The 14117-nt window shown below is 35.9% G+C and carries 16 protein-coding genes; 7 read left to right on the top strand and 9 right to left on the bottom strand.

Translation table 11 applies throughout. The features are described from left to right. Window positions 1-56: 56 nt before the first annotated feature. The 4 genes from J7604_RS01510 to J7604_RS01495 all read right to left on the bottom strand — a co-directional run bounded on the left by J7604_RS01510 (window position 57) and on the right by J7604_RS01495 (window position 1911). Window positions 57-248 carry a hypothetical protein gene (locus tag J7604_RS01510; RefSeq protein ID WP_293890122.1) on the bottom strand — a complete coding sequence of 64 codons (192 nt, stop codon included), beginning with the start codon at window positions 246-248 and terminating at the stop codon, window positions 57-59. Window positions 249-267: 19 nt separating this feature from the next. After that, window positions 268-816 carry a GNAT family N-acetyltransferase gene (locus J7604_RS01505; protein WP_293890120.1) on the bottom strand — a complete coding sequence of 183 codons (549 nt, stop codon included), beginning with the start codon at window positions 814-816 and terminating at the stop codon, window positions 268-270. 64 nt (window positions 817-880) lie between these two features. Then, the gene (locus J7604_RS01500) at window positions 881-1381 is read right to left on the bottom strand and encodes a hypothetical protein (protein ID WP_293890118.1); all 501 of its coding nucleotides are present in this window, start codon (window positions 1379-1381) and stop codon (window positions 881-883) included. Between the two features lie 230 nt (window positions 1382-1611). Next, entirely contained in the window at window positions 1612-1911 is a 300-nt protein-coding gene (locus J7604_RS01495; RefSeq protein WP_293890116.1) for a hypothetical protein, read from the bottom strand. A 307-nt stretch (window positions 1912-2218) separates the two neighbouring features. Here J7604_RS01495 and J7604_RS01490 point away from each other — a divergent pair, with 307 nt between their 5' ends. Together J7604_RS01490 and J7604_RS01485 are read left to right on the top strand one after the other, a co-directional pair. Then, complete coding sequence (locus tag J7604_RS01490) at window positions 2219-3145, top strand: PCMD domain-containing protein (RefSeq protein WP_293890114.1); 927 nt, start codon at window positions 2219-2221, stop codon at window positions 3143-3145. Window positions 3146-3154: 9 nt separating this feature from the next. Continuing rightward, window positions 3155-3904, top strand: a complete 750-nt coding sequence (locus J7604_RS01485) for a porin family protein (protein ID WP_293890112.1) — start codon at window positions 3155-3157, stop codon at window positions 3902-3904. An 89-nt stretch (window positions 3905-3993) separates the two neighbouring features. Here J7604_RS01485 and aspS read toward each other — a convergent pair whose 3' ends face one another. Beyond that, on the bottom strand, window positions 3994-5757 hold the full coding sequence (gene aspS / locus J7604_RS01480) for an aspartate--tRNA ligase (RefSeq protein WP_293890110.1): 1764 nt from the start codon (window positions 5755-5757) through the stop codon (window positions 3994-3996). 339 nt (window positions 5758-6096) lie between these two features. Here aspS and J7604_RS01475 point away from each other — a divergent pair, with 339 nt between their 5' ends. The 3 genes from J7604_RS01475 to J7604_RS01465 are packed head-to-tail and all read left to right on the top strand — an operon-like array spanning window position 6097 to window position 7858. Continuing rightward, a complete protein-coding gene (locus J7604_RS01475) occupies window positions 6097-6729 on the top strand; it encodes a hypothetical protein (protein ID WP_293890108.1) in 633 nt (210 codons plus the stop codon). Window positions 6730-6761: 32 nt separating this feature from the next. Then, window positions 6762-7178, top strand: coding sequence for a nucleoside deaminase (locus J7604_RS01470; RefSeq protein ID WP_293890106.1), 417 nt, complete (start codon window positions 6762-6764; stop codon window positions 7176-7178). A 53-nt stretch (window positions 7179-7231) separates the two neighbouring features. Beyond that, entirely contained in the window at window positions 7232-7858 is a 627-nt protein-coding gene (locus J7604_RS01465; RefSeq protein WP_293890104.1) for a superoxide dismutase, read from the top strand. Between the two features lie 80 nt (window positions 7859-7938). On the opposite strand, the gene J7604_RS01460 is transcribed toward J7604_RS01465, so the two are convergent. Further along, window positions 7939-8670: a hypothetical protein gene (locus tag J7604_RS01460; protein WP_293890102.1), complete on the bottom strand. Its 732-nt coding sequence runs from the start codon at window positions 8668-8670 to the stop codon at window positions 7939-7941. A 536-nt stretch (window positions 8671-9206) separates the two neighbouring features. Between J7604_RS01460 and J7604_RS01455 the strand changes: the two genes are divergently transcribed. Then, the gene (locus tag J7604_RS01455; RefSeq protein ID WP_293890100.1) at window positions 9207-9464 is read left to right on the top strand and encodes a hypothetical protein; all 258 of its coding nucleotides are present in this window, start codon (window positions 9207-9209) and stop codon (window positions 9462-9464) included. Here the strand turns inward: J7604_RS01455 and J7604_RS01450 are convergent. The 3 genes from J7604_RS01450 to J7604_RS01440 all read right to left on the bottom strand — a co-directional run bounded on the left by J7604_RS01450 (window position 9461) and on the right by J7604_RS01440 (window position 13570). After that, window positions 9461-9730, bottom strand: a complete 270-nt coding sequence (locus J7604_RS01450) for a hypothetical protein (RefSeq protein WP_293890098.1) — start codon at window positions 9728-9730, stop codon at window positions 9461-9463. The two genes, J7604_RS01455 and J7604_RS01450, sit on opposite strands and share 4 nt — an antisense overlap. Before the next feature lie 78 nt (window positions 9731-9808). Next, window positions 9809-12238, bottom strand: a complete 2430-nt coding sequence (locus J7604_RS01445; RefSeq protein ID WP_367113540.1) for a bifunctional UDP-N-acetylmuramoyl-tripeptide:D-alanyl-D-alanine ligase/alanine racemase — start codon at window positions 12236-12238, stop codon at window positions 9809-9811. Window positions 12239-12271: 33 nt separating this feature from the next. Further along, the gene (locus tag J7604_RS01440) at window positions 12272-13570 is read right to left on the bottom strand and encodes an MFS transporter (RefSeq protein ID WP_293890094.1); all 1299 of its coding nucleotides are present in this window, start codon (window positions 13568-13570) and stop codon (window positions 12272-12274) included. 30 nt (window positions 13571-13600) lie between these two features. Here J7604_RS01440 and J7604_RS01435 point away from each other — a divergent pair, with 30 nt between their 5' ends. Next, window positions 13601-14089 carry a regulatory protein RecX gene (locus tag J7604_RS01435; RefSeq protein WP_293890092.1) on the top strand — a complete coding sequence of 163 codons (489 nt, stop codon included), beginning with the start codon at window positions 13601-13603 and terminating at the stop codon, window positions 14087-14089. Window positions 14090-14117: the final 28 nt, after the last annotated feature.

Genomic DNA, 14117 nt, shown 5'->3' with positions numbered 1-14117 from the left:
TAATAAAAATAATTACTTATTCTTCCCAAAATATTTGACAATTCTGAATAGCTAGTTTAATTCAGTCTTGCAATAACTTTTCTTATATAGAACATATTTGCCCAGAAAATTCCCAAAGCAAGCAAAAAGCCGGACACCGCCGTTGTTGTAGAAGCACTCAACAGCAAGGATGTTATAGGCGAAATGAGTAGCATATCCCCGATAAGCACTACAGGAATAAGAAAGAATATCCAATTGGACTTGTTCATAAAATGATCTATTTAAAACTTATTCAGTGAAAGCACTTGGATACCGTACAATTCCAGCTGCATCAATCAAGGCATCTTCATTTAACTCCAGGGCCATAAACACTTCATCAGGAACATCACCTGGAAATTGAACATTCCATATTGAAGCTTTTATAAAACCGAACCTCTGATAATATTCCGGATGGCCCAAAACTATAACGGACTCAAAACCCAATTCTTTTGCTCTTTCCAGACCATATTTCATAAGCCTGGATCCGATTCCCTGACGCTGAGCGCTTGGGAGCACCGAAAGGGGCGCCAATGCAAGTGATTCTTTAGTTTTACTCCCTTCAATATTCACTTTGGTAAAGAGGATATGACCCACTATTTGATTATCCGATTCTGCGACAAGAGACAATTTAGGAATAAAACCCTCTGTAGCTCTAAGTTTTTGAACAAGTAAGTGTTCTTTATGATTAGAAAATTCAGCATTATGGAAAGCTTCCTGAATAAGCTTTTCTGTAATACCATAGTCTTCTTGATTTTCTTGTCTGATATTTATAATCACAGTGGCAGTGAATTTCAGCAAACAAGCTACAAAAAAAACACGAAAACCTTCGTGTCGTCTTTTTAAAATGAAAATGTCCTCAGGATTATTTTACAGCCTCAATATACATCAGGTCATTTTGAGTGTCGCAAATCACTATTGCTTCCATACAACTGTTGGATATGATCTGATAATAACCATCAGAGTGAAAAACATTATAATCTTTTCCAGAACCAAATTCAATGGCTTTAGTGCGTATGTCTTCATTGAGACTCCTTTCAGGATTGAAAATTACAGGCCTTCCATCAAGAAATTTACTTTTCTCAATTTTAGTAAGTTGCTTTAAAGACGATCTGCTAATGGGTAAACTGTTCTGAAGTTTGTATCCATTGCTAGGCATTTTTACAATAGCTATCAGGTGACTGACTTTTTCTGTAGTCTTATATTCTTGATAGAATTGATAAACGACATCATACTTCTCATTAAAATTGAACGCCTGTAATATTTTGTTATCAGGCCTTTTTAACTTTGTAATGTTCTCATTTTTAAATGAACAACCACAGAGAAGTAATAGAGATAAATAACAACCTGCAAAAATCGACTTCATATTAAAACTCCATAACAAAACCCATACTAAAAATGGCCGATGATTTTTTGATACACAGGAAACCAGTGCACACTATAATACATAAGCCAGTTAATGCTGATTAAAATTTAATTCTGACACACAGAGCAAATTTAAACGGCATATATAAGACGAGGTTTCACTTATAGTTGCAAAATACAGATTAAAGCACCCCAACAATCTGACTATAAATATATTTAAGTGATCACCATTTACTTCAATTTTAGAAGTTCTTGATAGAGGCTATTGGCCAATTCATTTTGTCGGGAGTAAAACTCTGAAATTTCCAGTTTGCAAAAGGATTCCACATTTTGAACATAAATATCTGTAACAGCATCACGTTCATTGTCACTAAAGTTCATGAGCTCAAATATTGCTATAGGAAGGTCAGTATAAAAGTATCCCGAGGTAAGGCCGGCCTCTTGTAATCCAGCAATCAGTTTATTTGCTCTTAAATCTGCTTTTATTAAAAACAAAATCAGACCTCTTGAATCAGAAACCAATTTTTCCATAGCTATTGTAAAAATTATTGATACAAATATAAAAATATATTTGAGACAACAAAGCTTATCGGATAATTTTCAACGAATTAAATTCCTTTTTCAACTGTGAGCCATAATATCATGAGTAAAAGATTGAAATGAGCGCACATTTACTCATAAATCTTCCTTTCATAAAAACTTAAATTTTTCAATCAGAATATTACCTGAACACAAGTCGATTACCTTTAAGGATAAGCAAGACACAACCAACTCCATTAATTTCACTAGCTCCACATTCATTTTTTTGTATATTAGCAAGAACAAAAATTAATAATCTATGAAATATATCTACACATTTATTATTCTATTAGCATCTACCAGTTTATTTGCTCAGCAACAATTTTCAAACAGTGATTTTGAGAATTGGACGAATCATCCTGCCTCTGCTCCATTTACTCCTTATGATCAGGTTGATGACTGGGCTTCAGGAAACGACCTTTTGCAGCTTGCCACAGGTGTCCAACCTCCAACTGAAAAAACAACTGACGCCCAGCACGGCACTTACGCGGTGAAATTAACTTCGAGAAAGGCTTTTGGTCAGCTGGCATCCGGCAATTTATTCCTAGGGACCTTCAAGTTAAACCTGGTTGAATTTGTCAAAAGCGCTAAATTTGGCATTCCCTATACTGACAAGCCTTCCGCGTTCAACGTATATTATAAGTATACCCCTGTAAGCGGAGATTCTTGTTCAATAGCAATCTACCTTTTCAAATGGAACACTGTAAGTAAAAGCAGAGATACTGTTGGAGTAGGTTATTTCCAAACAAACCAAACAGTGAGCAGCTATACTTTATTGACAGTTCCGGTAGAATATAAGTCAGAAGCAACACCTGACTCTGCTACAATGACATTTGCTTCAAGTGCTGGAGGAAAAGATCTTAAAGGACAGGAAGGAAGCACGTTATTCATTGACAACCTTTCACTTGATTTTACAACTCTTTCAACAACTAGTCCTTTAGCAAATATAGGAACAGCTCTATTTCCAAATCCAGCAAAAGATGAGGTAAAGATAAACAATGCTCCTTTTGCATCAGGTACTTTGTACTTCTATAATAATCAGGGAGTACTAGTTTCTACTAAGACTTGGAATGATACATCATCACCATCATTCAATGTGTCAGATCTTGCACCAGGTTATTATACATGCAAAATCGTAAGCGAGGAGCAAAAATCATTTTCAACAAAGCTTATAATCAATCAGTAATTTATAATAATGAAATTCATTGTTTCCTCTTTCATATTTCTAGTCATCTGGAATTCTGGATTTTCTCAGGAAAAACCATTTAACATCTATGCCAAAGCTGGAATTCAGGCAGGAGGACCAATATATCATAGTGAAACAATAGTGAGCAAATCAGGAGCTCCCGGTTTTAACCCCTTGGGTGGACTGGGAGTTTCATATAACCTTTCAAAGGAACTTTCTGTTTCTCTTGAGGCCTTTTATAGCAGGAGAAAGGTAACTTATCAGTCAACTGTTAAAGATCAGTGGTACAGAGATAACGTCACTGTATTTATAAATAACCAGCCGTATGTATATGAAGTTGAAACAATTTTTACCGGAAAAAGCAAAGGTGAATTTGATATTCAATATATAGAGATCCCCTTAAATCTGCATTATAAAATAGCTTCCAAATGGAGCCTACAAACTGGCGCATATTATGCAAGAGCTTTATCCAGAAAAAATAAAGGCACTGCAACCGGAATCGTCGGCAGAACAGATATTCCGGAGCCTAACACCGTTGATCACAAAGAATACGATTACAGCAGTCATGTCAATAAGTACTTTTATGGAGTAACAATAGGAGCTCAATACTCCATTTCACCGAGAGTCAGTGCCGACTTAAGGAGTACATTTTCTTTTAAAAGTCTCTATAATGAGACGTGGGATGGCCTTACCTACAGACTCAGAGATTTGTATCTGCAATTATCTGTAAACTATTATTTCCATAAAAGAGATATATAATCGTCTTCTTCTTTTGATAGGTACTTATTTAAACAAAAAACTCCGGCAAGCCGGAGTTTTTTGTTTATCACATATAATAGCACTAATAACTATTTCTTTAAATCTTCAGCTTTTACACCAATATGTAACTCATTTAACTGAGCATCACTAATAGGAGAAGGAGAATCAATCATCACATCTCTTCCTGCATTGTTTTTGGGGAATGCAATGAAGTCTCTGATAGAATCCACACCACCAAACAATGAACACAATCTGTCAAAGCCAAAAGCGATACCACCATGAGGAGGAGCACCGTACTCAAATGCATCCATTAAGAAACCAAACTGAGCTTTTGCTTCTTCTGCGGAGAATCCTAGTATTTCAAACATCTTCGCCTGAAGATCTTTGTTATAAATTCTTATGGACCCGCCGCCAACTTCAACTCCGTTAATTACCATATCATAAGCATTCGCACGTACTTTACCCAGATCAGATTCAAGTAATGCGATATCTTCCGGTTTTGGAGATGTGAATGGATGGTGCATTGCAAACCATCTTTTCTCTTCTTCGCCAAACTCAAGCAATGGGAAGTCAACCACCCAATGGCATGAATACGTATTTTTATCTCTCAATCCAAGTCTTTTGCCCATTTCAAGTCTAAGCTCGCTCAATGCAGATCTGGTTTGCTTAGCATCTCCAGATAATATCAATAGAAGGTCACCTTTCTGAGCGTTTAATTTCTCAGCCCAAACTTTAAGATCTGCCTCACCATAAAATTTATCTACTGAAGATTTTATAGTTCCGTCCTGGTTAAGTTTCACATAAACCAGCCCTTTAGAACCGATCTGAGGTCTTTTTACAAATTCTGTAATTTCATCCAGCTCTTTTCTGGTATATTCTGAACAACCTTTTGCTGCAATTCCCACAACTAGTTCCGCCTGATCAAAAACATTGAAGCCTTTGCCTTTAGCAACATCCGTTAGTTCTGCAAACTTCATTTCGAAACGGGTATCTGGTTTGTCATTTCCATAATACTTCATGGCATCAGCATAAGTCATTCTTGGAAATGGAGGTAGATCAATACCTTTAACTGTCTTAAATAGATGTCTGATCATTCCTTCAAATGTATTCAGAATATCTTCCTGAGTAATGAAAGACATTTCACAATCGATCTGAGTAAATTCAGGCTGACGGTCAGCTCTTAAATCTTCATCTCTGAAACATTTCACAATCTGATAATATCTGTCAAAGCCAGAAACCATCAGTAACTGTTTGAAAGTTTGAGGAGACTGAGGCAGAGCATAAAACTCACCTGCATGCACTCTTGAAGGTACTACAAAATCTCTTGCTCCTTCCGGAGTAGACTTGATAAGTACTGGAGTTTCAACTTCAAGAAAATTCAGGCTATCCAGATATTTTCTTGCTTCAATAGCAATTCTGTGTCTCAGCTCAAGGTTTTTTCTGACGATATTTCTCCTAAGATCGAGATAACGGTATTTCATTCTAAGATCTTCACCACCGTCGGTTTCATCCTCAATAAGAAAAGGAGGTAATTTGGCGGGGTTTAAGATCTTAAGGTCAGAAACTTTAATTTCAATATCACCAGTAGGAATTTTGTCATTTTTAGCAACGCGCTCAACAATTGTACCTTTAGCTTCCAGAACGAACTCACGGCCCAAACCTCTTGCAGCTTCCACAACACTTTTATCCGATTTACCTTCTTCGAGTATCAGCTGAGTAATTCCATAACGATCCCTAAGATCAATCCAGATCATTCCACCCTTGTCTCTGATTTTTGCCACCCAACCGGTAAGGGTAACCTCTTTTCCCACATCCGATATTCTTAACTCTCCGCAAGTATGAGTTCTAAGCATAAGAAATAATATTTTTTTTATTAAGGTGCGAATTTAAAAATTAGTTTGTTCCTTTTTACAAGGAATCGGTCATTATTTTCAGGAAAGCACTTAAAAACCAATTAATCATAGTGAGTGAAAAATCCTTCCATCCAATTACGCAATGACTGTCTAAGAATTAGAATATTTTGATTTTCATTGGAATGCCTTTCAATACATAATCCCTGTTAAAATAAACCTTCTTACCATTTTTTTCACAGAAAACCATTTAATGCTAAAATCAATATCACTGAGAAAAATAAACTAATAAGGCAAAAATTACCGTTAATTTTTAACTTGCACCAAGTTTTGTATACCCATATGAAAATCTTCTCATTTCTATTAATTGCTCTATTTGCCGGATTTACCGGAAAGGAACCGAAATTGGTTCAGACCAAATTGGTTGATGGTATTTCCATTGGCCTTCCTAAGGATTTTTATGTAATGGCAGACGATGATATTGCTTCAAAATATCCTTCAACCAAAAAACCACTCGCGATGTACACAAACATAGACAGAATGGTAGATTTTGGCCTCAACGTAACCAAGTCAAGAATTCCGGGAACTGACCTTTCCGTTATTAAGGATTTTTACAAAGCAACAATCCTTCAGTCCTATGATAAGGTTAGCTTTATTCAGGACACAATACTTCCTGTAAATGGAAAACGATTGATTGCATTTGAATTTGTATCAACTTCCGAAGGGACAAAGAAATATTCTTTCATTCAATATGCACTGGTAAATGGATTTATCTATATATTCAACTATACTGCTCCAGAAAACCTTAAAGCACAATGGCAGCCGGTAGCAAGAGCATCTATGAATACCATTCACATAGAGCCTAAAAAGCTATATGATGTAGAGCCTGCAAACCCTAAAGAACCAGTTTTAAGAGGAAAGGATGCCAAAGAAGTACTTAAGGATCAAAACGCAAGAAAGAAAAAAACAAAATAGTGGAGCTATCAGTTTATAGTGACGCCCATTTTATGAAAGAAGCCTATAAGGAGGCTTTACTTGCTTTTGAAGATAACGAAGTGCCAGTGGGCGCAGTGGTAGTCTGCAAAAATAAAATCATTGCTCGTGCGCATAACCAGACAGAAAGACTCAGTGATGTAACCGCACATGCAGAAATGATTGCGATTACATCGGCACAAAATTTTCTTGGGAGCAAATATTTGAACGAATGCGAGCTTTATGTAACTCTAGAGCCATGTGTAATGTGTGCAGGTGCACTCTATTGGAGTCAGATGAAAAAAGTTATTATTGGCGCATCAGATCCCAAACAAGGCTTTTTAAAAACCGGTGTAAACTTACTACATCCTAAAACTGAGGTTGTAAAAGGTATTATGGAAAAGGAATGTAGCGAACTGCTTGTCAAATTTTTCAATAAGCTCAGAAATTAAATTAAATTTGAATTAACTAAACCAATTAAAATAACCTTAATAAATTAATTAATATGGCATTTGAACTTCCGGCTTTACCATATGCACCAGATGCATTGGAGCCACATATTGACAAAGCTACTATGGAAATCCACCATGGAAAGCATCATCAGGCTTATGTTACAAACCTTAATAAAGCTATTGAGGGTACAGAGCTGGCAAGTAAATCTTTGGAAGAAATTCTGAAAAATATCAGCAAAGCAACTCCAGCTGTTAGAAACAACGGTGGAGGACACTACAATCACTCTTTGTTCTGGAAACTTCTTTCTCCAAAAAGTGCCGGAAAGCCTTCGGGAGAACTAGCAGCTGCAATTGACAAAAAATTCGGTTCTTTTGATAAATTCAAAGAAGATTTCAACAATGCAGGAGCTACAAGATTCGGATCAGGCTGGGCTTGGCTTATAGTTACAGATGGTGGTGAATTAAAAGTAACTTCTACTCCAAATCAAGATAATCCATTAATGGATGTAGCTGAAGTAAAAGGATTTCCTTTATTAGGACTTGACGTTTGGGAACATGCATATTACTTAAAATACCAAAACAGGAGGCCTGATTATATCGGCGCTTTCTGGAATCTGGTAAACTGGGATGAAGTTGCTAAAAGATTCAGTGAAGTTTCTAAGCAGGTAGCTGTAAAATAATTATCAAATATTCTAATAAAAAAACAGAGGCATTTAGCCTCTGTTTTTTTTGATAAATAACCCTGATCTTTTAATTCCTCTCATTCCAAACTCTTCATCTCAATCAACTCAGAATTATTTACCTCATCTAAATTGTCAAACTGCCCGTCATAATAAACTTTAGCCTCTCCATCTTTCTTCTTTTTCACTTCCATGGCTTCAGTTTCCGTTTCATAGAAATAATCAAATTTGCTGTTATCATTCTTCCTTTCGTAGTTATACCCTTCTAAATCATCAGCAAATTTGACTTTTTTCTCATCTTTCCCAGACTCTTCAGATTTGAACCTTAAATTGTCATCCTTATATCTAAGCTTTTTGCTATCCTTGTAAGTTTCAGACTCGTATTCCAGCTTTCCACCTTCCCACTTGACTGGCTCATCTTCTGACTCTTTAAAGCTATAAGCTTCTTCATCACCAAGATAATCCGGGTCCACTATCAATGATGACTCATTTTGAAGATACTCTTTGTTTTTCAACGAATCTTCGAAAACACATTCATTAAGCGAAGAAACTACTGTAGTATCGCCACCATAGACATAAGCATACGTCTCAGCATAGGGATCGACATCACTTTCAGTTCTTACCTGATCAATCGCTCTTGTATAAGAATGATCGTCCTCAAGGTAATCCGTTTCACCTTTTTGGCGAAATTTACCACTGGAATTTTCAACACCTTCTATATCGGCCCTTTTTACCATTCCTTCCGGACATTCCTGAGCGTAAGAAATTGACAGAAATCCTAAGGAAACTGCACATACCAACAATCTTTTCATCGTTTCTATCTTTTGTCTCTATCTACTTAAAGAAACTAAGCGAAGTCAATTATGGTTCAATATTGCTTATTATATTACATTTAAATACTATTTAAATTACTCAATTTTAAGGGTTTTTAAAACATTTAGGAGCAATTTATAGACTATGTCCGAATTAATATTACATAAAAAAATCATCCTTGGGCTAAATGAAAATTAGTGACCTGGAACAAAATTGATAGCCAAAGGTTCTAGATGCATCTGCTTTAATTCATTTATTTTACAGTTTCAAATTTGCCGGGAAGTTTTAGGGATCTTCCCGGCTTTTATTTTTTCTTCCCAATGTTAAGTTTTTGTTAAGAAATTCTGAAGAGTGTCAGTTTTCGGATCATTTTCAATCGAACCAGTGGATAACTTTCATTGAAAAAACTCCATCAACGCAAAATGTGGACAAATAAGTGGAAAAGCCATCTCAAAAAGCATGTAACAAGTGGTAGGCACTTTTAATCATTTTGTAGATCAAAATCCTCTATTTTTAAGAAAATTTATGCTGCTTTATGGAATTAAAAGCTACCCTTAAAGAATTGATGGATACTGCCGGAAGCAAGGCTTCTGTTGATGTGATCCTGAAGAACGGCAATATATTACTCAGAAACTTTCACATTGTGGAAGTTGACGAAATCAGAAGTTTATTAAAAGGGATAACGATGCAGGAGCAGTATTCTTCGTTAAAGGAAAGAAGAAATCCTGTTTATTGTTTTTTCCGAATTGATGAAATTAAAGAAATTGAAATTGCAGAATTGGTAAGAGTTTAATACTTATTGAATCTTTCCATAACCGTATTACCATCTCCGTCTATTATTAAAAACTGGTATGTACCTTTGGGCAAGCCAGTAATATTCATTGAAATAGAATTATAACCGCCTTTCAATTCTTTCCAGAAAGAGGACCTGACTTCTCCAATAATACTTACAATTCTAAAGTTTACCATGCGGACTTCAGAGACTTGTAATTCTATTTCAATTTGGTGATTCCTAAAATTTCTTTTACTCACTACCAACTCTGATCCTTTTACTTCCATAGTAAGATATTTTATGAAAGTAAATATGCTCAGAATTCATTAACTCATGGTTAGATTAATATTAAGATTGAATAATTTCTATTCAGAATAAAAAACACGCTTAACTCTCTGACCAACACTGGTTAAAATTTCATAAGGAATTGTTCCTATTGCTTGAGATAGATCCCTTAGAGAGGGCTTTTTACCAAATACTACCACTTCATCTCCTTCCCTGGCATTGGTGTCAGTAATATCTATCATACACATGTCCATACACACATTTCCAATTACTGGGCATAATTTGTCTTGTATAAGCACCTTCCCTTTTCCATTACTAAAGCGTCTATCATACCCATCAGCATAACCAATTGCTATTGTACCTATCCGAAGATCCCTTTCGGCAATGCCCTTTCGCCCATAACCAACAGTTTCACCTTTTTTAATTTCTTTAATCTGGGAAATGATGGTTTTTAATGTCCCAACTGGCTGTACCTGATCCTGCAACAAGCCTCCTGCCTCTATGCCATAAAGTCCTATACCCAGTCTTACCATATCCAATTGCGCATCAGGAAAGCGTATAATACCTGCACTGTTCAGAGCATGTCTCAAAAAACCATAACCCAATTCGTTTTTCAAATGCTCAGTGAAAATTTTGAATTTTTCAATTTGAGAATGGGTAAACTCATCATGGACTCCTTCATCTGCTCCTGCCAGATGAGTAAAAACACTTGCCACCCTGATATTTGCCGAATTTTTCACTAATCCGACAAGTTCCTTAAGGTCCTTTTCCTCAAACCCCAGCCTACGCATTCCTGTATCCAATTTCAAATGTATTTTGGATGCAATGTCATTAGCTTTGATAAACTCCAGATATTCTTTTAGAATCTTAAAACTGTATATTTCAGGCTCCAGATTATATTGAAATAATTTGTCAAAAGTGCTCAATGAAGGATTCATTACCATTACAGGTAAACTAACTCCGTGCTCCCTCAATGCGACCCCCTCATCGGCATAGGCAACTGCCAGGTAATCAACCCTGTGGAATTGCAATAGATTGGCAACTTCATAACTGCCACTTCCATATGCAAAGGCTTTAACCATCACCATAATCTTGGTGCCATGCCCCAGTCTTGATCTATAGAAATTCAAATTGGAACTCAAACTATCCAGATTGACTTCAAACACAGTACCGTGCACCTTTTGCTGAAGCTTTTTAACAATCTCTTCAAACTTAAAAATCCTTGCACCTTTCACAAGAACAATCTCTTCGTTGAAATCACCTGTCTTCATATCAGAAATGAAGCTCGCTGTATCAGGATAAAAGGTGGATTTCACTTTTATGAGATCTGCGTTCCTGGTGACAGTAGGACCAACACCGATCAGCTTCTTAACCCCCTTACTTAATAACAAATCTCCAATTGCTGCATAAAGATGTCTTTCATCTCGACCTGTCTCAAGCAAATCGGAAAGAATTACAGTCTTTTCTTCTTTTTGCTTTTGCTGATCAAGAAAATTTAAAGCAATGGTTAATCCTGCAAGGTCATTATTGTAAGTGTCGTCGATCACATAACAGCCATTGATTCCCTCCTTTAGCTCTAAGCGCATCTCGACTTTCTGAAGAGCATTCAGCCTTGATTGAATCTCATCCGGTTTCACATCCAGATAAAGTAACACAAGAATACAATGCATTAAATTTTCCAATGAGGCTTCATCGGAAAACGGAAGAGCAAGATTTAAAAATAGCTTATTGTAAACAGCCTGGATTCTGATAATATTACCTTCTGAGACCAGATCTTTTATTACAAGGTCACCGGTTCGCTTATATGACCAGGTAATATTTTTAACATCAGGCAATTCTGTTTTTATGATGTTAGTAATTTCTTTATGATCTGCGCAAGAGAATATTACTTTAGAATGCTTAAAAAGGATAAGCTTCTCCTTAATCTTTTCCTCTCTTGATGCAAATCCCTCGTCGTGTGCTGGACCGATATTTGTAAAAATCCCCAGATCTGGTTTAATTATTGGCTCAAGACGCTCCATTTCTCCTGGCCTAGAGATCCCAGCCTCAAATATCCCAAACTGGTGCTGATCATTTATTTCCCAAACAGACAAAGGTACACCTATCTGTGAATTATAACTTTTAGGACTTTTTATAACATTGAAATCCTTACTAAGAAGTTGGGTAAGCCATTCTTTAACAATTGTTTTTCCATTACTTCCAGTAATTCCTAAAACCGGCAATGTAAACTCATTTCTGTGAAATTCAACAATTTTTTGCAAAGCAGAAACTGCATTATCCACAAGTATAATGTTGCAATTTTGAAACAGATTTAAGTCTTGCGGAACTTTCTCAAGGAGAAAATTTCTGATTCCCTTATGGTATAATTCACCGATAAACCTATGTCCATCATGATGAACTCCCTGAATGGCAAAAAATAAAGAAGATGATGGAATACTTACCTTTCTGCTGTCCAGCAGAAGGTATTCAATAATAGTATTTTCAGAGTGGCAAACCAGCGAGCCGGCCACAATATCTAAAATTTGATTGATTTGGAGCATATCTTAATGAGACAAAGTCCCAACTTCGGAAATTCGTTCCGTCAATCGCAAAATTCTTTTATATAGGAAAATTAAAACAATGCCAGCGATTAATGTAAACAAACCTAAAATCAGATAAGCATACACCACATTAGACCCTTTTGAGAAAAATGGGAATATAAAGGCGATTATAAAAATCATTCTGAACACCGTGTTGATTACATTGAACATGCTGTTCACCCTACCTGTCAATTCATTTGGAATTAAATTGAATAAATAGGAGACCCTGAATATTCTTGAACCAGCATTGGTAAATCCAGTAATCATAGAAATTCCCAAAAAGACAATCACATTTTGAGTAAAGGAACACACGAAAAAGGCTAAGGCTGTCAGGAAGGTCAAGATTACAATAGACCTTGGTATAGGCATTCTGCTTAATAAAGTATTAATAATAATACCGGAAACGAGAGAACCGGAGGCATATAAAAGTTCCGAAAGTCCGAGAATATCGCCACCTTCCTGCAAATGATGACTTATATAAAGCGGTCTTAAACTGAATATTTCAACAAGGGTAACAATAAATATAGAATAAGAACAAATACCGAATAAAGAAACCAGCTTATTATTAACTAAATAATCATACCCAGATTTCAATTTCTCTTTCAAATCCCCCTCTTCCAAATGAGTAATATCTCTGGAAGGTTTATGGGTGATAAAAAGAATCATAATAAATGAAATGATATAAGTAAGTCCATCCATTAAGAAAATTTCGTGGAGCTCCCACCTTTCGATATGGATAGGTATTTCAAGATTCAGAAAAGGAATTGTCTGAACTGTATCAACCCCCTCAAGAAGTAAGGCACCCAAAGCAGCTGCACCAATGGAAGTTGACTGTCCAACAATTTCAATGTAAGAGGTAACTTTAGTGTAATCCTTGGGATCGGTTATTTCCTGAGCAAATGCATATAAATTAGGATAATGTATATGATACCCGAAAAACGTAATGGTAAACACAAGCATTATGAGCGCTCCAGGCAAAACACCTTCTTTAAAGCCTAAAGAGGCAACGGAAAGGATAATTAATCCCTCAATAAAGTTGGTTCCAAGAAAAACGTCTTTTCTGTTAAATCCATCAACTAAAGCTCCGGCATATAATCCCCAAAATAATGATCCAAGTGTAACAGCACCAAAAAATGCGATAAACAAAGATGACTGATTTTGCTGTGTAAAATACCAGGGAATAGAGAGCATGGAAATACCCTGTGCGAACCCTGAGATTCCATTGGAAATAAAGAGTAGGGTTAAAGCTTTCTTATTTTTCAATTTTTTAACTTAATTCGTAAAATTAGAAAAATGGGTATCACAAAAAAAGAAAAAGAGTTCGGTCTTAACGAAATATTTCAGAAAGTTTCTTCTTTTTGTGCTTACCGGGAAAGATCCAGACAGGAAGTTCTTGACAAATTATACGGGTTGGGGGTTTCTCCGGATATAGCGGACGTAATAATTTTAAGATTAATCGAAGAAAACTTCCTCAGCGAAGAAAGATTTGTCAGAAGTTATACTGGTGGAAAATTTCGACTAAAAAACTGGGGAAGGAATAAAATTAAATTTACCCTTTCAGGTAAAGGCATTTCTGATACAGAAATTCAAAAGGCCTTAGATGAACAAATTGATGAAGAAACTTATAGAAAAACCTTAAAAAAACTGCTGGAAAGAAAATTTATGTCAACAAATGAACCAGATTCTTTCAAAAAACAACAAAAAGTAGCCCGATATGGCGTTTCTAAAGGTTACGAAGGAGAATTGGTTTGGGAAATCGTTCAGGAAATCTTTTCTGAATAATTAGAATCAATTTATTCCCGAGCCATCT

It is taken from the genome of Sporocytophaga sp., from assembly GCF_017745095.1.
GTDB lineage: Bacteria > Bacteroidota > Bacteroidia > Cytophagales > Cytophagaceae > Sporocytophaga.
This window is presented reverse-complemented; position numbering and strand designations above follow the sequence as displayed.